Genomic DNA, 25,376 nt, shown 5'->3' with positions numbered 1-25,376 from the left:
CCAACAGAAGCTAAAAAAGGGCTGCCCGGTGACGGGCAGCCCTTTTTTTGACTCTGAAAGTGAACATGGGGTCAGAAGAAAGCGTTCTTCTGACCCCACTTTGCCGCTCCTCTCAGATGATCCGCGAAAACCGCTGGCTCGCGCCTTCTTTTCGGTAGAGATCAAAGATCTGGCAGATGGCCCGGATCAGCAACCGGCCGGCGGGCTGAACCTGGAGCGAGTTACCGTCATCAGCAATCAGCTCGTCCTGAACCATGGGCTTCAGACGGCTGAGCTCATCCGCAAAGTAGCGATCCAGATCTTCCTGCCAAACCTCTGCAAACAGCTGGCGGTCCAGCCGGAACTGGCAGATCAGCTGGCCAATCACCCAGCGACGGATGCGGTCGTCGCGGGTCAGGTTCACGCCTTTGGTGATGGCGAGCTGACCGGCATCGATAGCGGCTTCCCAGGACGGCAGGTCGTGATTGTTCTGAAAATAGGCATCATCCGTCTGGCCAATGGCCGATACCCCGAGGGACACCAGGTCGCACTCGGAATGGGTGGTGTAACCCTGGAAATTCCGGTGCAGACGGCCTTCCCGTTGCGCCACCGCGAGGCTATCGTCCGGCTTGGCGAAGTGGTCCATGCCAATGTATTCGTAGCCAGCTTCCAACAGGCGATTGATCGTGTTGTGCAGGATGGTCAGCTTCTGCTGCGGGCTCGGCAGAGTACTGTCCTGGATGCGGGTCTGTGGATAGAACCGGTCCGGCAGGTGCGCGTAGCTGAACACAGAGAGCCGGTCCGGGGACATTTCGATCACCGCTTCCAGGGTTTCTGCAAAGCTTTCCGGGGTCTGATGTGGCAGGCCGTAGATCAGGTCCAGGTTGATGGAACGGAAACCCAGGCGGCGCGCCTCATTCAGCACGGCTTCGGTCATCTCTCTCGGCTGAATGCGATTCACCGCTTTCTGAACCTGGGGATTCACGTCCTGAACACCCAGGCTGATTCGGTTGAAGCCCAGATCCCAGAGCGTGGGCAGGGTGTCCTGGTCGACCTCACGGGGGTCGATCTCCACACTGTAATCCCGCTCGTCACCGGTTTGCAGGTTGAACAGTTCACCATACCCGGCCATCAGGTACGCCATTACATCCTTTGGCAGGAATGTAGGCGTGCCGCCACCCCAGTGCAGTTGGGTAACCGGCCGGTCGGCGCCGAACAGTTTTGACTGGATCGCCGCTTCCTTGAGCACTCGCTCCACGTAGGGCATGGCCTTGTCACGTTTCTTGGTGATCACCTTGTTGCAGGCGCAGTAATAGCAGAGATGCGCACAGAACGGCAGGTGGGTATAGAGAGACAACGGCCGGTCACTGGCCTTGCTGCGAGCGGCCGCTTTGACCATGTCTTCGATCGGGTAGTTCTGGTTGAACTCAACGGCCGTGGGGTAGGAAGTGTACCTCGGGCCACTAAGATCGTAGCGGCGGATCAGGGCTTCGTCCCAGATGAATTCCGGCAGTGTTGAGTCCTGGGGGTTGAGTGCGACGGTTGCGGTCATAGAAAACTCGGGGTCAGATGAAATCGGGGTCAGATGAAGATTTCATCTGACCCCATGTTCAAGGAAGCTGACGCATTTTAGGGCAATCCTGTGCGTCCCGTTTTGATGCGGGTCAGCTGAGTGTTGGTTTCAGTTTACCAGTCTGGTTTATGAACCACCCTTGAGCTGTTGGCGTACTTGGTTTACCACTTTGTAGGCATGGCCCGGTGCTATCCGGCCCGCCCCTTTATTAACTGGAGAATTTTCCCACCATGGCCAACCTGATTCTGATCCTCGGCGACCAATTAACGAGAGACATCAGCGCCCTCGACAACGCCGACCGGGATCGTGATCTGGTCGTGATGGCGGAGGTTCACGACGAGGCCAGCTACACCAACCATCACAAGAAGAAAATCGTGCTGCTGTTCAGTGCCATGCGTCACTTTGCCAGGCAACTGGAGAGCGAGGGCTGGCAGGTGCACTACCAGGCATATCACCCGGACAACCAACACCAGACTCTGGAAGCGGTCGTTGCCGAACAGGCGCAACGGATCGAGGCGGACAGAGTCATCACTACCGAGTGCGGTGAATGGCGGCTGCATGACAATATCAGCGGATGGCATGAACGCCTTGGGGTGCCGGTGGAGATCCGGCCGGATACCCGGTTTATTGCCACCAAGCAAGAGTTTGCGAACTGGGCCGAGGGCCGGAAGCAGTTGCGGATGGAGTTCTTCTACCGGGAGATGCGGCGCAAGACCGGGTTGTTGATGACGTCCGAAGGCGAGCCGGAGGGCGGGCAGTGGAATTTCGATGCCGACAACCGGAAGAAGTGGACCGGTAAGCCGCCAGCGCCGGCGCCGTTTCGGGTGGGGCCGGACGCCATTACGCAAGAGGTTATCGGCCTGGTGGACGAGCATTTCAGCGATCATTTCGGCACTACCGATGACTTTCATTTTGCGGTGACGGCGGCGGACGCACAGGCAGCGCTTGAGCATTTTATCGATTTTGCCCTGCCCTGCTTCGGGGATTACCAGGACGCGATTTCAGATACCGAGGACTGGCTGTTTCACTCCATCCTCTCGCCCTACATCAACTGCGGGTTGCTGGACCCTCTGGCGGTTTGCGAGGCAGCGGCACAGGCCTGGTATTCAGGCCGTGCACCGATCAATGCGGTGGAGGGATTTATCCGTCAGATACTGGGCTGGCGCGAATTCGTGCGGGGTATTTACTGGATGAACATGCCCGGGTACGCGCAGGAGAACCGGCTGGGTAACACTCGCGCCCTACCCTGGTTCTACTGGACCGGGGACACAAAGATGCGTTGTATGCACAAGGCCATTGATGCAACCCGCCGCAACGCCTATGCCCACCATATACAGCGGCTGATGGTTACCGGCAACTTCGCGCTCTTGGCTGGCATCAAACCGGAAGACATATGCGACTGGTATCTGGCCGTGTACGCCGATGCCTATGACTGGGTGGAGTTACCCAACGTGCTCGGCATGGTAATGCATGCCGATGGCGGCTACCTCGGCTCAAAGCCCTATGCCGCCAGCGGCAAGTATATCCAGCGCATGTCGGACCACTGTGCCAACTGCCATTACAAGGTGAACAAGGCGACCGAATCAGACGCCTGCCCGTTCAACTCGCTGTACTGGCATTTCATCGACCGACACCGGGACGACTTTGCCAACAATCCCCGCATGGGCATGATGTACCGGAACTGGGACAAGCAAAAACCGGAGAGGCGGGAAGCGCTGCTCCGGCGAGCCAACGATTTGCTGGCGCGACTGGAGCAACTCTGAACAACGGCTACTGACTGCACTATTGCGGACAGATACGCTTCTCGGTCTCGGGATCGAAGAATACGACCTTTCGCATGTCGAACATCAGGTCAGCATCCTCGCCCCACTCAACCGGGTGCTCGGCATCAAGCCGGCATTGCACATCCGTGTCATTGAGACGGATAACCGCGAGCACGTCCGGGCCGGTGGGCTCGGTCACTTCCACGGTGAATCGGCCCTCAGTCACCATCGAATCGTCCCTCTTCTGCTCGTCTGGCTGGCTGACGTGCTCCGGGCGAATGCCAAGAATCACCCGCTTACCCGCCCAGCTCTTCAGATAATCCGGCACTGGCAGGGCCAGCATTCTGCCATCTCTGCCTTCCACCGCGACAGAGAAACCCGTTTCCGAACGCTCAACGGCAACGTCGATAAAACTCATGGAAGGCGAGCCCATAAAGCCCGCAACAAACAGGTTCTCTGGCGTGTCGTACACTTCCTTTGGTGTGCCCAGTTGCTGCAGCTCGCCGTCTTTGAGCACTGCAATCCGGTCCGCCAGAGTCATTGCCTCTATCTGGTCATGAGTGACGTACACAATGGTGGTTTTCAGACGCTGGTGCAGTTTCTTGATTTCCGTTCGCATCTCCACCCGCAGCTTGGCATCGAGATTGGACAGCGGCTCGTCGAACAGATAGATACTCGGGCGCCGGGCCAGGGCACGACCCATGGCCACCCGCTGCTGCTGACCGCCGGACAGGTTCGCGGGCTTCTTGTTCATTAAATCCGAGATCTGCAACAGATCGGCTACCCGCTCCACCTCTTGATCAATCTCGGCTTTCGGCAGCTTTCGGATCTTCAGACCAAACGCGATATTCTCCCGGACGCTCATGGTCGGGTAGAGGGCGTAGGACTGGAACACCATGGCGATGTCCCGGTCTTTCGGTTCCATGTTTGAGATGTCCTTGCCGCCCAGGACAATAGAGCCGTCGGTAATCGTTTCCAGGCCGGCGATGGTGTTCATCAGCGTGGATTTACCGCAGCCGGACGGGCCAACGAGTATCAGGAATTCACCGGAGGCGATGTCGATGTCGATCCCCTTGAGGGTTTCATCGGCAACGCCCGGATAGGTTTTGCGGATGCTCCGCAGTTCCAGTTGAGACATTATTGTTATCCTCTCAGGTCAACCTTTGACAGATCCGGCGGTCAGCCCCCGGATGAAGTATTTTCCAGCGACGATGTAGACCACCAGGGTGGGCAACGCCGCAATCATTGCTGCGGCCATATCCACGTTGTATTCCTTCACCCCGGTACTGGTGTTCACCAGGTTGTTGAGCGCCACCGTGATGGGCTGGCTATCACCGCTGGCGAACACCACCCCGAACAGGAAGTCGTTCCAGATCTGGGTGAACTGCCAGATCAGCGACACCATGAAGATGGGCGTGGACATGGGCAGCAGGATGCGGAAGAAAATCGTGAAGAAGCCGGCGCCGTCCAGCCTCGCAGCCTTGATCAGAGCATCCGGAATGGCCACGTAGTAGTTCCTGAAAAACAGTGTGGTAAAGGCCACACCGTAGATCACATGCACCAGAACCAGGCCCGCGGTTGTGTTGGCGAGGCCCAGTTTTCCGAGGGTTGCCGCCATGGGCAGCAGAACCACCTGGAACGGCACGAAGCAGCCAAACAGCAGCATGCCAAAGAACAGATCAGAGCCCTTGAACTTCCACTTGGACAGCACATAGCCGTTGAAGGCGCCCAGCAGTGTGGAGATCAGAACTGCGGGCACGGTCATCTTGAACGAGTTCCAGAAATACCCCCGGATGCCCTCGCACTGAACACCGGTGCAGGCCTCGGACCAGGCCTTGGTCCAGCCAGCGGTGGTCCAGTCCGTGGGCAGGGCCATCAGGTTGCCGGTGCGGATATCCATGGGTGTCTTGAAACTGGTCACCAACATGATGAACAGCGGTATCAGATACACCAGGGCGGCCAGGAGCAGGACCCCATAGATGGCCACGCGGCTGGGACGAAAGCCGGTACGAACCACATCAGTCATGGCGTTTCTCCCTCAGTTCCGAATACAGGTAAGGCACGATCAGAGCCAGAATGGCACCCAGCATTAGCATGGCACTGGCCGACCCAAGGCCCATCTGCCCACGTGTGAAGGTGTGGGCGTACATGAATACCGCCGGCAGATCGGTTGAGTAGCCCGGACCACCAGCGGTCATGGCCATGACCAGGTCAAAGCTCTTGATGGCGATGTGGGCCAGAACCATCACCGCACTGAAAAACACCGGGCGCAGGGAGGGCAGGATGATCTTCCAGTAAATCAGCGGCAGGCTGGCGCCATCGACCCGGGCAGCCCGGATAATGGACGAGTCCACGCCACGAAGGCCGGCCAGGAACAAGGCCATGACGAATCCGGAGGCCTGCCAGACCGCCGCCATCACGATGGTGTAGATCGCCATATCCGAGCTCACCAGCCAGTCGAAGCTGAATGACGCCCAGCCCCAGTCGTGCATCAGTTTCTCCAACCCAAGACTCGGGTTAAGGATCCACTTCCACACGGTGCCGGTAACAATCATCGACAGGGCCATGGGGTAGAGATAGATGGTGCGGATAGCGCCTTCCTGGCGGATCCGCTGATCCAGGAAGATGGCCAGCACCACGCCAATAACCAGGCAACTGAGAATAAACAGGCCGCCAAAGATGCCCAGGTTCAGAGAGGCGGTCAGCCAGCGATCATTGGCCATTAACTTGGCGTATTGTTCGAAGCCGACAAAGTCGTAAACCGGCAGGAAGCTCGAACTGGTGAACGACAGCACACCGGTCCAGAGCATGTAGCCGTAGATACCGACACCGATGAGGACAAAGGTTGGCGCCACAACCAGCTTTGGCAACCAGCGCTGCAACGCATCAAGAAAGCGCGAAGGAGCAGCCCTGGTCACCCTGGCGGAGTGACGTTGAATGTGTTCCATGATGAGTCTCCCGAAAGGATCGGGGGCCACCCGGTCGGGTGGCCCTTACCGGATCAGAGTGCCGCCTGGATGGCGGCTGCCAGCTGGTCGGTGGCGCGAGCCGGATCCTTGTTGTCGGAATTCACGAAGTTGGTGACAACATCAAAAATCTGCCCCTGCACGTAACTGGTCGTGGCCAGGCCGTGGGCAAAGCTGGGGACCAGGCCGCCGTCGTCAGCACTGCTTTTGAACGTGTCCATGGACGCCTGGGCACATGTGTCAAAGCCGGACATGTCCATATCGGTACGGACCGGGATCGAGCCTTTTGCCTTGTTGAACACGGTCTGGAATTCCGGTTCCATGATCGTACGCGCCAGGTCTTTCTGTGCCCTGGTGTTGTCCTCATCGCTCAGGCTGAACATGGCAAACGAGTCCACGTTGAACGTGAACTGGCCACCGGTACCCGGAGCCGGTGCACACACGTAATCCTCACCCGGTGTCAGACCGGCAGCAGTGAACTCACCCTTGGCCCAGTCGCCCATGATCTGCATGGCTGCCTCGCCGCGGATGACCATGCCGGTAGCGGTGTTCCAGTCGCGCCCGGCGGCGTTATCGTCCACATAGCTCATCACCTTGGTAAACTCTGCGAACACCTCTTCCATCTGCGCGCTGTTAATCACGTCCATATCGTGTTCAACAAAGGCACTGGCAAAGTCTTCCGGGCCCATGACCGCCAGGGCCACAGCTTCGAAAACCGTCGCGTCCTGCCAGGGCTGGCCGCCATGGGCAAGAGGAATGATACCCGCAGCCTGAAGCTTTTCTGCAGCCTGATAGAACTCATCCAGGGTCGTTGGCACCTCGACACCAACCTTGTTCAGAGTTTCCGGATTGGCCCAGAGCCAGTTCACCCGGTGCACATTCACTGGCACCGCGACATAACTGCCTTCGTACTTCATGACATCGGCAATCACCGGCGGAATCAGCTGGTTCCAGTTATTGGCCTCGGCCACGTCATCCAGGCTGGTGAGGAAGCCCAGCTTCGCCCATTCCCGGATATCCAGGCCCTTGATCTGGGCGGCAGCCGGGGGATTGCCGGACACGGCGCGGGTTTTGAGGACGGTCATGGCCGCTTCACCGCCGCCACCGGCCACGGCAAAGTCTTTCCAGGTGTGGCCCTGTTCTTCCATCATCTCCTTCAGGGCTGCGGCTGCGCGGGCCTCGCCGCCGGCCGTCCACCAATGCAGGACTTCAACTTCACCGGCCTGAAGGGCCTGGGCCGGAAGCAATGCCGCAGACATAGCTGCAGCGGTAAGAGTCTTCTTGAACATGTTCATGGTCATTCCTTCCTGTTTTGTTGTATTGATCAGGTTCAGAACCAGATTTCCATCTGGGTACCAAAGGTCCACTGACCGCTTTCGAAATCACTGTCGGCACCAAGCGGATCGCCGCTGGCGTAGGCATCCAGTTCGTCATCCCAGGTGGAGTAGCTGGCGAACACCCGAATTTCCGGACGGTTCCAGAAGCCGCCGACCTGGGGTTTGAAGGTGGGGGCGATGGTGAAACGGCTGTAGTCTCCGTCCACGGCATTACGGCCTTCGTAACCCAGGGTCTTGAGATCCATGGTCTGCCAGGAGGCTTCGTACTGCATCTCGAAGTTGGCGGTGAGTTCCTGGGCCAGGCGGGCGTTGAAGGTCAGCCACTGGTATTCGTCACCCTTGATGTAACGGTCCTCACTGGTTTCCGCCAGGATCGACGGCGCCAGGCGCCAGTTTTCGCTCAGGTAGGTTGTGCCGTAGACCGCAAAACGGGTGCTGACCGCGTCCTCGTGCAAGTTGCCATCGGCACCAAGGTTCTTGGTTTCCGCACCCAGGCCCTGCCCGTGCAGGACAGCGACCTTGAAGTTGCCATCGGAAACACCGAAGAAGCTGTCTCCATGGTAAGCCAGCATGGTGTGAACACCGGTTTCAGCGGCCGAGGTATTGGCGCCGCTCACCACGCGCTGATCATTGTCCTGGGCCTTCATACCACTGAGGGTCCACTGGACGTTGCCGAAATAGTTGTCGGCGGTAAGAATCAGGTTGTCGGTGCTGTAACTGCCTTCCGGGACAAAATCGGTATCCGCGGGAAAGTCGATAAAACTGCGGCCATAGAGGGAAAAGTTGGATTTGACGTTCTCGCTGAACCGGACATCGTAGATACCTGCCCCGAGTCCGCCGAGGAAGATGATGTCGCTATCCAGCCAGTGGATGTCAAAATTCAGATCCCGGTCAAAGCGCTTGCCGGCCCATATCGAGGCATCCTCGAAGATACCGGAAAAGCTGGCCAGATTGCTGAATTCCACATAGGCCTGACGAACGTTAAGGGCACCATCACCGGACGTCCAGTCGTTCGAGGACGTCGTGGAGTCGGCAATCATCAGCCTGTAGTGGGATTTGGTCCCGTTCTCGGCCACCTGCTTGTAGTTCAGGATAGCCTCAAGATAGGTATCAGGCTCATTGCCGAGTCGACCGACTGCACCGCCAACCGAGCCGGCGGGGGTCAGGTAGGGACCGCCCGGGGCACTTTGCAGATCGCCGTTCAGAAGCAGACCGGAGCGCGCGTAGGTGTTGAAGGAAAAGCCCTCCAGACCATTGGCCTTCGGTTCAACCTCGGCCAGCTTTGCCTCGAGAGTCGCGAGCCGTTCTTCTACGGTCTGGTCCTGAGCCTGTGCCTGTCCGGTCATCAGTCCAAGTGATATCAGGCCAACGGCAGCGGGTAACAGACGTACGTTGGGTGTTCTTTTTGCAGGGTTTGCAGGGGTAGTGCCATAGGTAACATTGAGCATTCTTGACTCCTTGTTTTTGTTTTATTGGCAACGATGGAGTCTATGGCAAGAAACGAACACTCTACGTATCAAAGGGAAATGCCCATGTAACAGACTTGTTACATGGGCTATCAGTGGCGGGGCAAGGTCAGCTTGACGTGCAATCCTCCGGTGGGCCGGTTGCTGATCTCCAGCTCACCGCCGTGGCTTTGCGCAATGTTGCGGGCTATTCCCAGGCCGAGCCCAAAACCCTGGCGCTGGTTTTTGTCCAGCCGGTAATAGGGTTCGAAAATGCGGGACAACTGGTCCTCGGAAACACCTGGGCCCTCATCCTCCACGTGGATCAGCAATTGGCCCGCCATGTCTTCAATTCTCACCAGGGCTTTGTCACCGTATTTGACGGCGTTGTCCACGAGGTTTCCAAGACACCGTTTCAGCGCCAGCGGCTTACCCCGGTAAGAACGGCAATGTCCCTGCACGACCACCTGCCCGGCGCCCTCTCCCTGGTAGGCTTCAGCCATTACCCTCAGCATTTGCTCCACATCCACGGGCTCGGGATTTTCATGAATGTCGGTATCCTTCATGGACTGGAGGGCATTTTTTGCCAGCAATTCCAGTTCCCGGAGGTCCGCCTCCAGACGTTCGCGCATCACGTCGTCATCAATCAGGTCCACCCGCAAACGCAACCGTGTAATCGGGGTTTTGAGGTCGTGGGAAATGGCACGGAATAGCTGGTTCCGGTCGCTGATATAGCTCTGCAATCGGCGGCGCATGGTATTAAAGCTTCGGGTCACCGCCAGAATCTCGGCACTGCCCTTTTCCACCAGCGGCGGCTGATCATCTTCGAGGGGCAGATCGCGGGCAGCCTTGGCCAGTTTGCGCAACGGCCGCGTCTGTTGTCGGATAAGCCACGCCAGTACCGGAAACAGTATGGCGATCATCACCACCAGAAACAGGATCTGCTGCCCCGGTATGCCCTCATCTTCCAGCGACACATACGGCGCCGGCAGTGCAGCGGCCAAGTATAGCCATTCACCTTCTGCCACCTCGACTTGAGTGACCAGAACCGGCGGATCCAGCGGCTCCAGAGTGAGCGCATAGTGAGCCCAGGACCGCGGCAACGCATCAAGCGGCAACTCGCTGTTGAGAATTCGCAGGCTGGATGGATCCACAAAGTCGACATGAAGATTGATCCGGTTGCCCAATCGTCTGCGCAAGACCGACTCAACTTCCTCCGTCACCAGCCGTTTCCGTTCGGTGTCCGGTAACGGCACCATATTGATACGTTTGTCATTGAGTGAGACGAAAAAGCGGGTACCGCCCATGTCCCGGAGTTGGTCCAGCACAATATGCCGGTATTCCAGTGGCAACGAGTTAAAGAATTGCGCGGTGGCCGCGGCTGACTGGGCTAGGTTGCGGGTGGTAGCCACCAGCCCCTCTACCTGCTGCGCTCGGAACGTGGCAATCCAGGCGGCACTGGAAATCACCTGGGCGCTGGCCATCGCCAGCAGTGTCAGCAGCAATACCCGCCCGAGCAGTGAGGAGGGAAACAAGCGCCAGGATTTCTTTTCCGGTTCACTCCCATTACTCGGCAACATGAGTCACCGTTGCTGCCAGGAGGTAACCGGCGCCCCGCACTGTTTTGATCAGCCTCGGGTTACGACCCTGATCTCCCAGCCGTTGCCTTAAACGGCTCACCGCCACATCCACCACCCGATCCAGGGGCATGGATTCACGGCCGCGGGTGACATCAGATATGGTGTCCCGATCCAGCACCTCGTTGGGATGACTCAGAAACAATTGAAGCAAAGCAAAGTCTGCCCCTGAAAGCGCCGTGCCCTGCTGATTTTCGTCAATCAACTCATGGGCCAGGGTATCCAGCCGCCAACGATCAAAGACGACGTAGCGAGGGTTGTCGGATCGACTGAAACTCGCCCTGCGAAGAAGAGCTTTCACTCGGGCCTGCAGCTCCCGGGCACTGAACGGTTTGGCGAGGTAATCATCGGCGCCAAGTTCCAGCCCGACCACCCTGTCGGTTTCGTCGGAGCTCGCCGTGAGCATAATAATTGGCACCCGACTGTGTTCACGAATCTGTCGACAGAGAGTGAAACCGTCGTCGCCCGGCAACATGACATCCAGAACAATCAGGTCAACATGGGCCGAGTCCAGCTGCAGGCGCATCTGATCGCCGTCCCCCGCGCTCCGGACCTCGTACCCTACCCGGGTCAGATGTTCCTCTAACAGTTCACGGATAGCAGCGTCATCATCCACTACCAGTATCGATGCTTTTCTTTCATTCATGGGTTGGTCTTTGTTGTTATTCATGCCTATCAGAATATGTCCTAACGTTGTGCAGCAAAAGCCCCACAATGGTGCTAGCCTGACGTAAGGATTGTTAACATCACGGATGCTGCCTTCACCATGAACCTTCGACTCGCTCTGAGTCTGACACTAATACTGGCTTCAACCCTGTGTCAGGCCCAGCCTCCGACACTGAACCTCTACACCTTCGAAAGCCCACCCTATCAGGTGGCAAGCCAGGGGAAGGGTGGAGCCAATCGAATTTCCGGTGAAACCGCAGACACGGTGATTTGTGCTGCCAACCGGGCCGGCTGGTCAACCCGCATCCGGATTACGCCCCAAAACCGGGCCATACATTCGCTGGAACGCAATATGATTGATGGCTATTTTGCCATTGATCCTTCTGCAGAACTCGACACCATTGCCACACGGAGCGATCCGGTGGCTCTGGAGAAGTGGTACTTTTTTACCAGGGGCGACCAACTCTCCACCGATAATCTGAGGATCGGGGTTGTTGATGGCAGCAATGAAGAGGCCTGGCTGGAGGCCAATAACTATTCGATTTTTCTCAGCGTAACCTCGGCTTCGCAACTCCTCGCCCTTCTGAAGCGTGAGCGTATTGATGCGGCTCTGATGGATGAGCGTGTCATGAACGGCCTGCGCCTCGAAAACGGAGAGCCTGACATGGTTCTGGAGCGACATTTCGTTCGCTACGCTCCGCTTTACCTTTATCTGAGCGAATCCTTTGCTTCCAGCTATCCGGAGTTTCTTGGCACCTTCAATCGTACGCTGAACAGCTGCATGGCCGGTCACCTCGCCCTGTCGGACGAGGAAGAACGTCGCATCCGGTCCCTCTCGGAAAGCCTGATCAGCGAGGTCAGCAGCGCTCTGGATATCCCACAGATTATCGCTTCGGCCCCGAGACAGGAGAGCTTCACAGACGTGATGACTCAGGACAGCATGTGGCAGGCTCTGGCACCTTTTGCCTCCACGCAACTGGCCGACCGGATTCTTGATCTGGCGGGCTCTCGAACCTTGTATGGCTGGAAAATGGCGCAAGGCGGTCTCGTTACTGAGGCCATGATCATGAATAACATGGGAACCCTGGCGGCGATCAGCCAGCTTACAACCGATTACTGGCAAGGAGATGAAGCCAAGTTTCAGAAAGTGCTGGACGCCACCCGCCAAGGTCTCAAGGGAATGGAGGCACTGTATATTTCACCAATCCGCTACGACGCCTCCACATCCCGATTTCAGGTCACCGTAAGCGCCCCTGTCAGCCCAATTTCCGATGGCGTTCCTCTCGGCGTCCTCATGCTGGGGCTGGATGCCGAAGACGCATTACGCGACCTCGAACGCCCCTGACCTTACGGCGGCCCGACTTCACAGGCCAACACCAGCGCCCAGAACTCAGAGAAGTCATTGACCACCACATCCGGCTTATCCGGGTGTTTGTGGGTACCCGGAAAAATCTTGTTCAGCCAGGGCAGATCCCACTGGGCCCCGTTGAAGAATACCGAGGTCAGGCCCGCGCGCTTGGCGGCAATAACGTCAGTCGTGCTATCGCCCACGTACCACACACTCGGGTCGGGCGGGTAATCCAGTTTCTGGACCGCCAGCAGCAGTTGATCCGGGTGGGGCTTGCGCAGGGGTGTATCGTCGCCGCAGACGTCGACATCAAACAGATGCGTCCAGCCGGTGTCTTCCACCGCCGCCAGTTCATGTTCGAAAAACTCGCGATCCCGGTTGGTAATGACACCCACCTGGATACCCAAACGCCGTAACCCTTCCAGAACTTCCCGTACCTTCGGCTCAAAAGCCTTCACGGTACCGTAGTGTTTCCGGTAGTGATGATTGAACGCCTGGTGGGCAATCTGCTTGGCTTCCTGATCCTCTCCGAACAGCACCTCAAAAATATCGGTTCTGGAGATCTTCCGGTCTGCCTTCACCTTCGGGTGCAACTTCGCAAACTCCCGGACATAGGCAACCAGCTTCACATCTTCCGGAGTCTTGCTGTCTTCCGGAGCCACCATGCGGTCCATCAGTTTGAGTTTGTGGAAATCCGGCAGCATGTCGTCCACCGCGTGGTACATGGCGTCGAGGGTATCTACCAGGGTGGCGTGCCAGTCGAACAGGATAACCGCCGGGCGAATGAGCTTGACCACCGCCGGGTGCCAGTCCGGCTCAATCCTGGGTTCGGGGCGCGGTGGTGGCGGGAACGGCCGGGGGCGAACCTCAGCAGGCGTCTGCTCGAAGGCTTCCGGCTGGCTCCGCTCAAGCAGGGCTAAAAGGTCCATGAGGTCCTCAAAGCTGTCCAGAATGGCCGCGGGCGCGTCCCGGTGCGAGAACCAGCTGTCGATCCGGCCGGATTCCCAGCAGGCGCCGTTGTAGAACACGCCCGACACGCCAGCCTTGTTTGCGGTGAGCATATCGACGTAGCTGTCGCCGACATACCAGGCCTTTTCATCCGCTGGCAGACCGAGCTTTTCAAGCGCCCTGAGAATCACCTCCGGGTCGGGCTTGTACTCGGTTACGTCGTCGGCACAGACCGTAGCATCGAACAGGCGTCGCCAGCGGCCTTCGTCAACTGTCTGTAATTCCCGGTCCAGGAATTCGCGGTTCCTGTTGGTCGACACCGCCAGGCGGATACCCATCGCTTTCAGGGCGCTGAGGTACTCATACGCGCCGGGTTGAAACGGTTTTACCTGCCCGAAATAACGGCGGTAGGCCTCGTTGTAGGCCTTATGGGCAATCAGCTTGGCTTCTTTGTCGTCGCCAAAGATGGCATTGAAAACGTCGGTTCTTGAAACCCGCCGCTCTGCCAGAATACGCGGATGCAGGCGCCGGAAGATCCGGATGTAGCGCACCAGACGCGCGTCGTCGCCGGTACGGCATTTATCCTCCGGCAGTAGCCGCTCCACAAGCCCCAGTTCTTCCAGTTGCGGCAACATATCTTCCATGGCGCTGAACATGGCATCGTGGGTGTCGACGAGGGTGCCGTGCCAGTCAAAGATCAACACCGACGGCGCTGAAATGGAATCACAGAATCGGGCCATGCCCCGCCTCCATCAGAAGTTTCCTGAAGCCAGCCTTGAAATCCGCCGCCGGGCCGGCAAAACTCAGCGGTAATGATAAGAAAGATAAACCCGGTTTCCACTGCGTGCACGCATCGAGTCTGATCCATGCCAGTATCGAGCTACCTGCTGCCCTACGATTTTTCACCGCTGACCCTGCTTGGTTATATGCTGGTGCTCGGGTTTTATGGCGTCGCGCTATTGAGGATGCCGGAGCAAGACCGGCCGGGATCGGGCCGGATCGTCACTTTTACGCTCGGGGTCATGATCTGTTACGCGGTGATGCAGACCCGGTTCGACTACTACTCCCAGTACATGTTTTTCGTCCATCGGGGACAACACCTGATTCTTCACCACCTGGGGCCGATTCTGATTGCGCTGTCCAATCCGCTGCCCGTGATGCGATTCTGGTACCAGAGGATCTCCCCGTCTGTGCGTTATTGGCTGCAACCTTTGGGCTGGCTCTACCGCCTACTGCAGCAGCCCCTCATCGCCTCGGTTCTGTTCGTGGGACTGATCTACTTCTGGCTCTGGCCGCCCATCCATTTTGACGCCATGCTCAGCCGGCAGCTCTACTGGGTCATGAACTGGAGCATGCTGCTGGACGGTCTGCTGTTCTGGTGGCTGATCTTCGATCCCCGTAGTCCTGCAGTCACAAATGCGCTTGGCTACGGAAAACGTATCCTGCTGCTGGCGTTGGTGGCGATACCCCAGATGATTCTTGGCGCCTGGATCGTGTTTTCCAGGGGCATGGTGTATGACGTCTACGAAGTCTGCGGCCGGGCATGGCCGATGCCTCCGGAAACGGACCAGTTGCTTGGCGGCCTGCTGACCTGGATTCCCCCGGCCATGATGAGCATCATAGGCATCCTGATTGTTCTCCGCCGGGCCATGCATGAAGATGGCAAAGTTCCGAAAAGCCGCTCTCTGGCGGGAGGAAATGCATGAGCAGAATACGGCTACTCTGGCCGATTTTCGTGGCACTGATGTTTACCGGCTGCACCGGGCAGGATGAAAGCTGGCATGGCAAAGACATCGCAGGCCTGATGCCCGAGCTTGAGTTCCAGCTCGAGGGCACCGATGGGAATACCGTGACCCCCGCTGACTCACAAGGCACCATTCGGCTGCTCTACTTCGGCTTCACCTCCTGCCCGGATGTCTGTCCGACCACGCTGACCGATCTTCGCCGGTCCGTTCGGCAACTGCCCGAAGAGTACCGTGACGATGTCACAACCCTGTTCGTCAGCGTTGACCCACGCAGGGATACCCCGGAACGCCTCGCCAGCTATGTGGATTTTTTCGGTGATCGGGTTGTTGGCCTGACGGCGGAAGAGCCCGCGCTTCGAGAGCTCACCAAACGCTACCGAACAACCTTCGGTTACGACAAGCCCGACGACAGTGGCAACTACAACGTCTCCCACAGCAGCGCCGTTTACGTATTCGATCGCAGTGGCAACGCCCGGCTACTGCTACGCCCCGGCCTGTCGCCTCAGCAGATCAGTGAAGATCTGGCCCAGCTGGCCCGGGAGTCGGGTTAATCTCGCCCTTGACCCTGTAGCAACTATAGGGTTTTGAATGCTCGCCAGAATCATTATTAAACGGAGAGCAGAAAATGCACAGCCACCACGATCACAGCCACGGGCACGGCCATGCACAGCATTTCGACACGCATAATCGCTCGTTTGCGCTGGCCGTCGTGCTCAACGTGGTCTTTGTTGCCATCGAGGCGGTCTACGGTGTCCTGTCCGGATCCCTGGCCCTGCTGGCCGATGCCGGCCATAACCTGAGCGATGTGCTGGGCCTTGTCATGGCCTGGGTTGCGAGCTGGCTTGCCACCCAGAAAGCCACCGACAGGAACACCTACGGACTGAAAAAATCCACTATCCTGGCAGCTCTGTTCAATGCGCTTTTTCTGATTGCTGCCGTTGGCGGCATTGCCTGGGAGGCCATTGGCCGTTTCAGCGAACCGGCGGAGGTTACCGGTTTGACCGTCATTGTAGTCGCCGGCATCGGGGTCATTATCAATGGCCTCACGATGCTACTGTTCATGAAAGGCCAGGAGGGCGATCTTAACATCCGCGGGGCGTTCCTCCACATGGCAGCAGACACGGCGGTGTCCGTAGGCGTGGTGGTTGCGGGCCTTGTGATCCTGTTTACCGGCCTCGACTGGATAGATCCACTCGTGAGTCTGGTGATCGCAGCGGTGATCTTTTTGGGAACCTGGCAGTTGCTCAAGGATTCGCTCAATCTTGCGGTGGACGCGGTACCCAGGGACATCAATCCGCAGGAAGTCCTTGATAGCCTGAAAGAACTGCCCGGCGTTGAATCGGTTCATCATCTCCACATCTGGGGACTGAGCACAACGGAAAACGCTCTCACGGTCCATCTGGTAAAGCCGGACCCGGCCAGTGACGATAAGATCATCGAGCAGGCCACCCGAATGCTGTCAAGTGACTTCAATATCCAGCATGTGACCATTCAATCGGAGAGGGAGGCCAGCAGTTGTCCGACACTTGCCTACTGCTGATCCTTGGGCAGGAGCCGGACGTACTATGGCCAGAAACCTGAACGGAGCCCGCTAGTGCCCCACAAAAAGCTGAACCTCCCTGAAAAGACCTGCCCGGTCTGCCAGCGGCCCTTCGTGTGGCGGAAAAAGTGGGCTAAAGACTGGGAAAATGTCCGCTACTGCAGCGAACGTTGCCGGCGCGAGAGGAACGCCCCCTCATGACCACCGTGGTGTGGTTCAAGCGCGATCTGCGTACACGGGATCATGCCCCTCTGGTGGCGGCAGCCAGCCTGGGAGAGCCCGTCATACCGTTGTATGTCATCGAAGATGAGTACTGGCAACTGCCGGACACCAGTGGCCGGCAGTGGGCGTTTATCCGTGATTCTCTGGACGATCTGGACCGACAGTTGCGCAAGGCCGGCAGCCAGTTGCTGGTGATCCGAGGGTCGGTGACAGATGCGTTGAAGCAGCTTCAGGCCCGCCTGGGCATCAACCGCATCTTCTGCCATCAGGAAACCGGCGGACACTGGACCTTCGAGCGTGACAGGGCGGTGATTGGCTGGTGCTCGGAAAACCAGGTGGAATTCCGCGAGTGGAACCAGTTCGGTGTGGTTCGACGCCTGAGCGACCGGGATGTCTGGGACAGGGCGTGGACCGAGCTGATGCGGCAGCCAGTGCTGGAGGCTCCGACTGCAATCCCGAAATCGGACAACTTTCAGGCCGTTTCCACTGGCGACACAGGTCAAGTCTTCGCAATGCCTGACGAGTGTCCGGACCGGCAGATTGGCGGCAGCGCGAGAGGTGAAAAGCTTCTCGGCTCCTTCCTGGATCGCCGCTGCGTCGGTTACCAGTACAACATTTCCAGCCCGAACACCGCCGTCAGGGCCTGCTCGCGCCTGAGTCCGCATATTGCCTACGGCACCGTCAGCCTCCGGGAGATCTACCAGGAGGCCAAGGCCACCGGCAACCACCGCAATACCCTGCCCCGAAAAAAGAAAAGCCTGACCAGCTTCCGCTCCCGTTTGCATTGGCACTGCCATTTCATCCAGAAACTGGAGGACGAGCCGGAGCTGGAGTTCCGGGCCATGCACCGGGAAATGGAGGCGTTGAAAACCGGGCCCAATGATTCCGAGCGACTGCAGCGCTGGCAGGAAGGCCAGACCGGATGGCCCCTGGTGGATGCGAGCATGCGCGCACTGCATCACACCGGCTGGATCAACTTTCGTATGCGGGCCATGCTGATGGCAATCGCCAGCTACCAGCTGTGGCTGCACTGGCGCGATCCGGCCTTACGTCTGGCCCGGTTGTTTACCGATTTCGAGCCGGGCATACACTACTCACAGACCCAGATGCAATCTGGCCTCACCGGTATTAACGCCCTACGAATATACAACCCGGTTTTACAGAGCCAGAAACTGGATCCGGAGGGCGAGTTCATCCGGCGGTGGATTCCCGAGCTGGCCGGCGTCCCCAGCGAAATGATACACACCCCCTGGTTAATGACGCCGGCGCAGAAGGTCCGATACGGCGGCAACACGTACATCACGCCAGTCTGTGATCACGAGCAGGCCGCACGGGTCGCTCGCAAGGCGGTGGGCGACTTCAGAAAACAGAGCGTCAGCCGGGCAGAGACAGATCGGGTACTGCAGCGTCATGGTAGCCGCAAGGGCCCCGTGCAGAAGCGACCCGACCTGCCATCGAAAGGCCAATCAGACCAGCTATCCCTGTTTGACTAGACGGCACTGGAACCTCAGTTGCGGTGCATCTGCCGCTGGTGCTCCAGCATCTGCTCCATCATGAGCTGCATCTGATTCATCCGGTTTTCCATCATCTCCAGGCGCTGCTCGTTATCCATCCCGGGGCCACCAGACCGATTTCCCAGGGCATTGCCAGGCTGTTTATTGCCCTGGCCCTGATTGTTCATCATTCCCTGGTTGTTGCCCATCATGCCCTGGCCATTCATCATTCCCTGACTGTTACCCATCATTCCAGAGCCCATCATGCCGCCGCGCATCATCTGCATCTGCTCCTGCATGTACTCCATATGCTGCTCCTGCAGGCGCTGACGCTCAGCATTGGAATTAGTACCACGCATCTCCTGCATCATTTCCTGCATGCGAGCCATATTTTCATTCATCTGCTGTATTTGTTCCTGGCTCATCATGCCGCCACGAGGCATTTGCCCGGAGTTGCTCTGGGCAAAGGCGAATACAGGAAACGCGACAATAATGGAATAGGCCACCAAACGGCTTAATCTGTTCATGAGATCCTCCTTATAGGCTGCAACTTTGTGCATCCTTATCAGTAAAGACCATGAAACTGAATTGAGGCTGAAAAAGGCCCCTTGAACCCCGTTTAAGTCCTCTCAGGTTGATCTGTGTCATCCAAACGCCCGGGGAGATCATAACTCGCATTGTGATATCCTGAATTCAGGCTCTGCCTTGATGACAGGACTTAAGGCAACCGTCCATTTTCCAGGTCGTGTCTGAGGTATCATGCGATGAAAATCGGTGAACTGGCGAAAGTCACAAACATTCCCGTTGAAACCATCCGCTACTATGAAAAGATCGGCCTGCTGCCGGAACCGAATCGAGACAGCAGCGGCTACCGCTCCTACCGAAATGCTCACCTGGACCGCCTGTTGTTTATCAAACGCTGCCGCAACCTGGATATGGCCCAGGAAGAGATCCGCGAACTTATACGCCTGGCCGAGCAACCGGAAGCGGACTGCAGCGAAGTGGACGCCCTGCTGGCGCGCCATCTGAATCATGTTCGTGAGCGGCTGAAGGAACTGGCGAGCCTGGAAGAAACCCTGGAGCAGCTTCAGCAAGCCTGCACGGATGGCCGCACTGTGCGGGAGTGCGGCATTCTGGGCGGGTTGAGCTCGGAGCTTCAGACACCGGAACCGGAGGATCGCCACAACCACGTTCCCGGTACCCATGGCCCGGGCAACCACTGAAACCTTCCTCGCCCCCAGTCTCATCCTCGTCTGACGAATAAACCCTACCTCATTTCAACCGGCACGATTCGAAAAGACTCTGGCAGTCATTCAAAAGCCTCCGCGCCACTGAAATGCTATTTCTATGCCTTACAGATGCACGGTTAGGTTCGCCCGCCCCTGGAACAGCCGGGCTGGCATTAACTAGCTCGGCTGAACTGTTTCTCATGCACAAAGCAAACATTGTCAGGAGTCATTATGTACAAAAATAAACTCGCACTCTCGGTCGCCCTGGCCTCGTCGTTGTTCGTTGCCAGTTCAACGGCTCTGGCCCACGGCGGTTCGGCGGATTATATGCCGATCGCAAAAGCACTGAATTCCTCGGGTGCCAGCTATCAACTCAGTGAAGATAAAAGCGAACTGCTGGTTGTGTCTGGAGACACAAAAATCCGGGTGCCTCTGGGAGAGACAAGGGCGTTTTTCAATGGCGATGAGATTGAGCTGTCAGCCCCTGCAAAACTGCACGATGGTGAAGTCCTCGTAGAGCGGAGCTTTGCCCACGATCTTTTCTCAGGTCAGGTTTCCCAAAACATCAGCATTGGTAATAAAGCCCATCCACTGGACCCATTATCCGCTGAAGAAATCACCACAGCTGCGAACGCAGTCAAGTCCTCCAAGCACTGGAAGGACACTATCCGTTTCACCCAAATCCGACTCGCCGACCCCAGCAAAGAAAAAGTCTGGGAATGGTCCTTTGGTGAAGGCCACGACTTTTCACGTCAGGCCATTTTTACGGTCGTGGATGGCCGGAAGGTCTACGAAGGCACAGTCGATCTCGACTCTGAGTCCGTTGTTGGCTGGGAACACATCGAAGACGCCCATGGCATGGTGACCTTCGACGACTTCCTGGCAGTTCAGGAAATCGTCTCAAACAGTGACGCCTATAAAGAAGCCCTGAAAAAGCGCGGTATCGACAATGTGGAAAATGTGGTCGCAACACCACTCACCGTCGGGTACTTCGGGGGAGACGACGGCCTTGAGCACGATTTGAAACTCTTGAAAGTGGTGTCTTACCTGGACATCGGTGACGGTAACTACTGGGCGCACCCTATCGAAAACCTCGTGGCAGTCGTGGACCTGGAAAAAAAGAGCATTCTCAAGATTGAGGATGACGGCGTTATCCCGGTACCGATGGCTCCCCGCCCCTACGATGGACGTGATCAGGAAAACATTGCGGATGTAAAACCGCTGATGGTGGTGCAGCCGGAAGGCTCCAACATCTCGATGTCTGGCCATACCATTCAATGGCAGAACTGGAATTTCCATCTCAAGCTGAATTCTCGCGTTGGCCCTGTCATTTCCACACTGACCTACGACGACCAGGGTGAAAAACGGAAAGTCATGTACGAGGGGTCGCTGGGCGGGATGATCGTACCCTACGGCGATCCTGACGTAGGCTGGTACTTCAAGTCCTACCTCGACTCCGGCGATTACGGCATGGGGAACCTGACCTCGCCCCTGGAAGGCGGCGTCGATACCCCCAACAACGCGACATTATTGCCGGCAACATTGGTCGATAACGGCGGCGCACCCTTTACCATTCCCAATGCCATTGCCGTTTTTGAGCGCTACGCTGGCCCGGAATTCAAGCACACGGAAATGCTGGGCAGCAGCCCGGGCAATGAGAGCCGCGAACGAAGGGAACTGGTTGTCCGCTGGGTGAGCACCATCGGTAACTACGACTACATGTTCGACTGGGTGTTCATGGCGAATGGCAATATCAGGCTGACCGTCGGAGCCTCGGGCATTGAAGCGGTCAAAGCCGTGAAGTCCCGCACTGTTCACGATGAAACCGCCGAAGAAGATACCCGCTATGGCACCCTGATCGACCACAACATCGTGGGGACCACCCACCAGCATATCTACAACTTCCGGCTGGACCTGGATGTTGACGGCGAGCAGAACAGCCTCAAAGAAATCGATCCCGTGGTCGCGGAAAACACGGCCGGTGGCCCTCGTAAGAGTGTGATGATCACCAAAGAGCGGGTCGTAGAAACGGAACAGGACGCGGTTCAGAAGTTCGACCCGTCAACCGTGCGTTTGATGACCAACCCCAACAAAGAAAACCGCATGGGCTACCCGGTTGGTTACCAGATCATCCCGTTTGCCGGTGGTACTCACCCCATCGCCAAGGGTGCGTTGTTCAGCGACGACGAGTGGTTGTATAAGCGGGTCAACTTCATGGATAAGCAGATCTGGGTCACACAATACAAACCAGAAGAACGCTTTCCGGAAGGCAAATACCCGAACCGGGCGAAAACCGATACGGGCCTGAAAACCTTTGTCGAGGACAACGAGTCCATTAAGAACGTCGACACCGTGCTCTGGATGACCACCGGGGCGACCCACGTCGCCCGGGCGGAGGAGTGGCCCATGATGCCCACGGAGTATGTCCACTCCTTGCTCAAGCCCTGGAACTTCTTTGACCAGACACCCACTCTGAATCTGCCCGAGCAACAGACGCCGGAGAACTGATTCGCAGGGAACGGTGAGCTATCCGGGCAGGGAAGCCCGGTCATAAAAAAACAGATATACGGGAATCAGAAATGATGAAAAATCAGCGTTTCATAAAAAGCATTATTTGCCTGGCCGTGGCCGGATTATCGGCACCCGCTTCGGCCTACAATTTTTACGACCAGAACGGTACGGAACTGAACGTCGATATAGAAGCGGCTGTGGGTGTTTTTTCCAGTGCAGAGACCTACAACCTTGGTGCCAAGTCCCAAGCCGGTGATTCAGATTGGCAGGAGGGTTACATCAAGTACGGATTGTCGGGAAGCCAGAGTGTCGGCTCGGGCAGCCGACTTTACGGAGCGGTTAACCTGGTCTCATCCGGCACCTGGGGGGACGGCGATGCCGCGGGGATTACTTCAGGCAACGAACGGGAAACCGACCTTGAGGATGCCTACCTCGGCTGGCGCTCAGGCAATCTGATTCCGGCGCTTGGAGAGGATGGCCTTGATCTTTCCGTTGGTCGCCAGCAGTTCACTATCGGCGACGGCTTCCTGATTAACAGCGATGCCCTGAACTTTGGCGATGCCCTTAATGGTGGCGGACTGGACTTTGATCGGGGCGGCGCGTACTGGCTTGCAGCCCGCAAGGCATTTGACCAGACCGCCATTGCCCGTATTGGAGGCTCAGACGGATTGCGCGCCGACCTGTTCTGGCTGGCCTCTGACAATAAAGCCCAGGCTGAAATGGAACTGGCAGGCCTGAATACCGAGTATGTGACCTCGCAAGGTACATTTGGTCTGGCTTATATCGAAGGGCTGGACGTTGACGACACCTTTGCTCCGATTCTGGGGTACGGCTCAAGAGACGGGCAAAAAACCATGAGCCTCCGCTACCAGGGCAATGCGGGTGTCGACAAGCTGTTCCTGTCCGCTGAATTCGTCAACCAGGAAGCCGGAGAGGGCTCTGACGAAAATTCCAAGGCATGGTATGCCGAAGCCGGTTGGACCTTCAGCGAAACGCCCTGGTCACCCAGCGTCAACTATCGCTACTCGAGCTTTGATGAGGGTTTCGATCCGCTGTTCTTCGGTTTCAACCGTGGCTATGGCACCTGGTTCCAGGGTGAGGTCGCAGCCAACTACGCAGGACCCTTCAACTCTGATGCCTCCGTGCATCACCTGGGCTTCAAGGCTACCCCCTCAGAAACACTCAGTATCGGTGCTCTCTTCTTTGATTTCACTGACACCGCAGGCGGCACAGGGAACCTGAACGCCCAGGAAGTGGATCTTTATGCCGAATGGGTGGCAGCACCGCATCTGATTATCAGCCCTCTGGTTGGCCTCTATATGCCAGACAACAGCGCTGCCGAAGGCGGCAGCCAGATCGGCAGTGACGAGACCAATACCTATGCGCAGATCATTGCCATTGTTCCGTTCTAACCCGTTGCCATCCGCCAACCAAGTACAAGCCGCCCATAGGCAAAGCCGTGGGTGGCTTCAGCGGACTTTCAGCCTAACTCTAACGAACACCCGCAGGAGAGCATTGTCATGCAAACCTACAGCAACCTGGTGAATGGGAAACCGGTTGAGGCAACCAGTCACCAGGAGATTCTCAATCCCGCAACCGGTGATTCCCTGGGGCTCGCGGCCATCAGCAGCGAGCAGGACGTAAACGACGCCGTCATTGCCGCACGCAACGCACAGAAGGACTGGTCCAGAGTCAGTGATCAGGAGCGACAGGAAACAGTCGCCCGCGTGGCTCAGGTACTGCAGGATAACTCGGAATACCTGGCCGAACTGATCACCCGGGAGCAGGGTAAACCTCTGTCTGGCCCCGGCTCCCGTTTCGAGGTGCAGGCCTGCGTGGGCTGGACACAGGTACCGGCAGCACTGGCACTGGCCCCGGAAACCGTCCACGAGGACGAGGAACGCAAGGACGTACTGCACCGGGTACCACTGGGCGTGGTGGCAGCGATTGCTCCCTGGAACTGGCCCCTGATGATTGCCATCTGGCAAATTATTCCTGCCATCCGCATGGGCAATACGGTGGTTCTCAAACCCTCCGAATACACCCCGATCGCAACACTGGAAATGGTTCGGCTGATCAATCAGGTACTGCCCCCGGGTGTTCTCAACACCATCTCCGGGGACGGCCGTATCGGGGCCGCGCTGACCAGCCATCCCGACATCGATAAGATCATGTTCACGGGCAGCGAGGCGACCGGCCGGCGTATTATCGAAGCCTCGTCACGAAACCTCGCGCCGATCACGCTGGAGCTTGGCGGCAATGATCCCGCCATCGTCGTTCCTGGCACTGATGCCACCGCCATTGCAGAGGGGCTTTTCTGGGGCGCATTCCTGAACATGGGTCAGACCTGCGCGTGCATCAAGCGCTTGTATGTGCACGAAAACGACTACGACTCGGTGATTGCCGCCCTCAGTGATCTTGCCCGCCAGATGCCCATTGGCGACGGCATGAACGAGAACAACCTGATTGGTCCGCTCCAGAACAAGATGCAGTACAACAAGGTGAAGGAGCTGGTCGGCGATGCCCGGTCCAACGGCTGCGATGTCATGGAATTCGGCGATGTGCCTGACACCGGCTACTTCCTGCCTGTAACCCTCGTGGGCAACATTCAGGATGGGCAGAGGCTGGTGGATGAGGAGCAGTTCGGCCCGGCTTTGCCTATCGTCCGTTATAAAAACCTGGACGACGCAGTCGCTTCTGCCAACAGCCTGTCAGCAGCCCTTGGCGCCTCGGTCTGGGCCAACAGCCCGGAAGAAGCTGAGCCGGTTGCCATGAGACTGGAAGCGGGAACCGTCTGGATCAACCAGCACGGGGCAATTCACCCCATGGTGCCTTTTGGTGGCAATAAAGCGTCCGGCTATGGGGTCGAGTTTGGCCTGGAAGGACTGAAAGCGGTCACTCAGCCAAGAGTTATCAGCATCAAGAAATAAAGCGTCGGCGACACTGCCCCTTTAGGGAGCTGCCAGAATCAACG

At 57.6% G+C, this 25,376-nt stretch carries 21 protein-coding genes; 11 read left to right on the top strand and 10 right to left on the bottom strand.

The window, feature by feature from the left end:
• Nucleotides 1-112 precede the first annotated feature (112 nt).
• Complete coding sequence (gene hemN, locus J3362_RS00530; RefSeq protein ID WP_349517622.1) at nucleotides 113-1,531, bottom strand: oxygen-independent coproporphyrinogen III oxidase; 1,419 nt, start codon at nucleotides 1,529-1,531, stop codon at nucleotides 113-115.
• A 251-nt stretch (nucleotides 1,532-1,782) separates the two neighbouring features.
• Between hemN and J3362_RS00525 the strand changes: the two genes are divergently transcribed.
• A complete protein-coding gene (locus tag J3362_RS00525; RefSeq protein ID WP_349517621.1) occupies nucleotides 1,783-3,315 on the top strand; it encodes a cryptochrome/photolyase family protein in 1,533 nt (510 codons plus the stop codon).
• A 19-nt stretch (nucleotides 3,316-3,334) separates the two neighbouring features.
• Here J3362_RS00525 and J3362_RS00520 read toward each other — a convergent pair whose 3' ends face one another.
• From J3362_RS00520 to J3362_RS00490, 7 genes are all read right to left on the bottom strand, one after another.
• Nucleotides 3,335-4,453, bottom strand: coding sequence for an ABC transporter ATP-binding protein (locus J3362_RS00520; protein WP_349517620.1), 1,119 nt, complete (start codon nucleotides 4,451-4,453; stop codon nucleotides 3,335-3,337).
• A gap of 18 nt (nucleotides 4,454-4,471) precedes the next feature.
• Complete coding sequence (locus J3362_RS00515) at nucleotides 4,472-5,341, bottom strand: carbohydrate ABC transporter permease (protein WP_349517619.1); 870 nt, start codon at nucleotides 5,339-5,341, stop codon at nucleotides 4,472-4,474.
• A complete protein-coding gene (locus J3362_RS00510) occupies nucleotides 5,334-6,263 on the bottom strand; it encodes a carbohydrate ABC transporter permease (protein ID WP_349517618.1) in 930 nt (309 codons plus the stop codon). Before J3362_RS00510 ends, J3362_RS00515 begins: the two co-directional genes overlap by 8 nt.
• Before the next feature lie 53 nt (nucleotides 6,264-6,316).
• On the bottom strand, nucleotides 6,317-7,576 hold the full coding sequence (locus J3362_RS00505) for an ABC transporter substrate-binding protein (protein ID WP_502882394.1): 1,260 nt from the start codon (nucleotides 7,574-7,576) through the stop codon (nucleotides 6,317-6,319).
• Nucleotides 7,577-7,611: 35 nt separating this feature from the next.
• Nucleotides 7,612-9,066: a carbohydrate porin gene (locus J3362_RS00500; protein WP_349517617.1), complete on the bottom strand. Its 1,455-nt coding sequence runs from the start codon at nucleotides 9,064-9,066 to the stop codon at nucleotides 7,612-7,614.
• A gap of 110 nt (nucleotides 9,067-9,176) precedes the next feature.
• Complete coding sequence (locus J3362_RS00495; protein WP_349517616.1) at nucleotides 9,177-10,643, bottom strand: ATP-binding protein; 1,467 nt, start codon at nucleotides 10,641-10,643, stop codon at nucleotides 9,177-9,179.
• Nucleotides 10,630-11,346 (bottom strand): response regulator, encoded by a 717-nt coding sequence (locus J3362_RS00490; protein WP_349517615.1) that lies wholly within the window; start codon nucleotides 11,344-11,346, stop codon nucleotides 10,630-10,632. Before J3362_RS00490 ends, J3362_RS00495 begins: the two co-directional genes overlap by 14 nt.
• A 120-nt stretch (nucleotides 11,347-11,466) precedes the next feature.
• On the opposite strand from J3362_RS00490, the gene J3362_RS00485 reads away from it, so the two are divergent.
• The gene (locus tag J3362_RS00485) at nucleotides 11,467-12,711 is read left to right on the top strand and encodes a substrate-binding periplasmic protein (RefSeq protein WP_349517614.1); all 1,245 of its coding nucleotides are present in this window, start codon (nucleotides 11,467-11,469) and stop codon (nucleotides 12,709-12,711) included.
• A gap of 2 nt (nucleotides 12,712-12,713) precedes the next feature.
• On the opposite strand, the gene J3362_RS00480 is transcribed toward J3362_RS00485, so the two are convergent.
• Entirely contained in the window at nucleotides 12,714-14,402 is a 1,689-nt protein-coding gene (locus J3362_RS00480) for an HAD family hydrolase (RefSeq protein WP_349517613.1), read from the bottom strand.
• 126 nt (nucleotides 14,403-14,528) lie between these two features.
• On the opposite strand from J3362_RS00480, the gene J3362_RS00475 reads away from it, so the two are divergent.
• The 5 genes from J3362_RS00475 to J3362_RS00455 all read left to right on the top strand — a co-directional run bounded on the left by J3362_RS00475 (nucleotide 14,529) and on the right by J3362_RS00455 (nucleotide 18,662).
• On the top strand, nucleotides 14,529-15,368 hold the full coding sequence (locus tag J3362_RS00475) for a cytochrome c oxidase assembly protein (protein ID WP_349517612.1): 840 nt from the start codon (nucleotides 14,529-14,531) through the stop codon (nucleotides 15,366-15,368).
• Nucleotides 15,365-15,958, top strand: a complete 594-nt coding sequence (locus tag J3362_RS00470) for an SCO family protein (RefSeq protein ID WP_349517611.1) — start codon at nucleotides 15,365-15,367, stop codon at nucleotides 15,956-15,958. The genes J3362_RS00475 and J3362_RS00470 overlap by 4 nt, the downstream gene beginning before the upstream one ends.
• Before the next feature lie 74 nt (nucleotides 15,959-16,032).
• Complete coding sequence (locus J3362_RS00465) at nucleotides 16,033-16,947, top strand: cation diffusion facilitator family transporter (protein WP_349517610.1); 915 nt, start codon at nucleotides 16,033-16,035, stop codon at nucleotides 16,945-16,947.
• A gap of 54 nt (nucleotides 16,948-17,001) precedes the next feature.
• The gene (locus J3362_RS00460) at nucleotides 17,002-17,148 is read left to right on the top strand and encodes a DUF2256 domain-containing protein (RefSeq protein ID WP_349517609.1); all 147 of its coding nucleotides are present in this window, start codon (nucleotides 17,002-17,004) and stop codon (nucleotides 17,146-17,148) included.
• A complete protein-coding gene (locus J3362_RS00455; protein ID WP_349517608.1) occupies nucleotides 17,145-18,662 on the top strand; it encodes an FAD-binding domain-containing protein in 1,518 nt (505 codons plus the stop codon). Before J3362_RS00460 ends, J3362_RS00455 begins: the two co-directional genes overlap by 4 nt.
• A gap of 14 nt (nucleotides 18,663-18,676) precedes the next feature.
• On the opposite strand, the gene J3362_RS00450 is transcribed toward J3362_RS00455, so the two are convergent.
• Nucleotides 18,677-19,189 (bottom strand): hypothetical protein, encoded by a 513-nt coding sequence (locus J3362_RS00450; protein WP_349517607.1) that lies wholly within the window; start codon nucleotides 19,187-19,189, stop codon nucleotides 18,677-18,679.
• 237 nt (nucleotides 19,190-19,426) lie between these two features.
• Here J3362_RS00450 and cadR point away from each other — a divergent pair, with 237 nt between their 5' ends.
• The 4 genes from cadR (at nucleotide 19,427) to J3362_RS00430 (ending at nucleotide 25,332) form a co-directional block, all read left to right on the top strand.
• Entirely contained in the window at nucleotides 19,427-19,885 is a 459-nt protein-coding gene (gene cadR, locus J3362_RS00445; protein ID WP_349517606.1) for a Cd(II)/Pb(II)-responsive transcriptional regulator, read from the top strand.
• 237 nt (nucleotides 19,886-20,122) lie between these two features.
• A complete protein-coding gene (locus J3362_RS00440; protein WP_349517605.1) occupies nucleotides 20,123-22,399 on the top strand; it encodes a copper amine oxidase in 2,277 nt (758 codons plus the stop codon).
• 71 nt (nucleotides 22,400-22,470) lie between these two features.
• Entirely contained in the window at nucleotides 22,471-23,814 is a 1,344-nt protein-coding gene (locus J3362_RS00435; RefSeq protein ID WP_349517604.1) for an alginate export family protein, read from the top strand.
• A 108-nt stretch (nucleotides 23,815-23,922) separates the two neighbouring features.
• The gene (locus tag J3362_RS00430; RefSeq protein ID WP_349517603.1) at nucleotides 23,923-25,332 is read left to right on the top strand and encodes an aldehyde dehydrogenase family protein; all 1,410 of its coding nucleotides are present in this window, start codon (nucleotides 23,923-23,925) and stop codon (nucleotides 25,330-25,332) included.
• Nucleotides 25,333-25,376 lie beyond the last annotated feature (44 nt).

Origin of the sequence: Marinobacter sp. NFXS11 (genome assembly GCF_040148675.1) — a bacterium.
Classification (GTDB): Bacteria; Pseudomonadota; Gammaproteobacteria; order Pseudomonadales; family Oleiphilaceae; genus Marinobacter.
The sequence above is the reverse complement of the archived record's forward strand: the minus strand, read 5'-3'. Positions and strand labels throughout refer to the sequence as shown.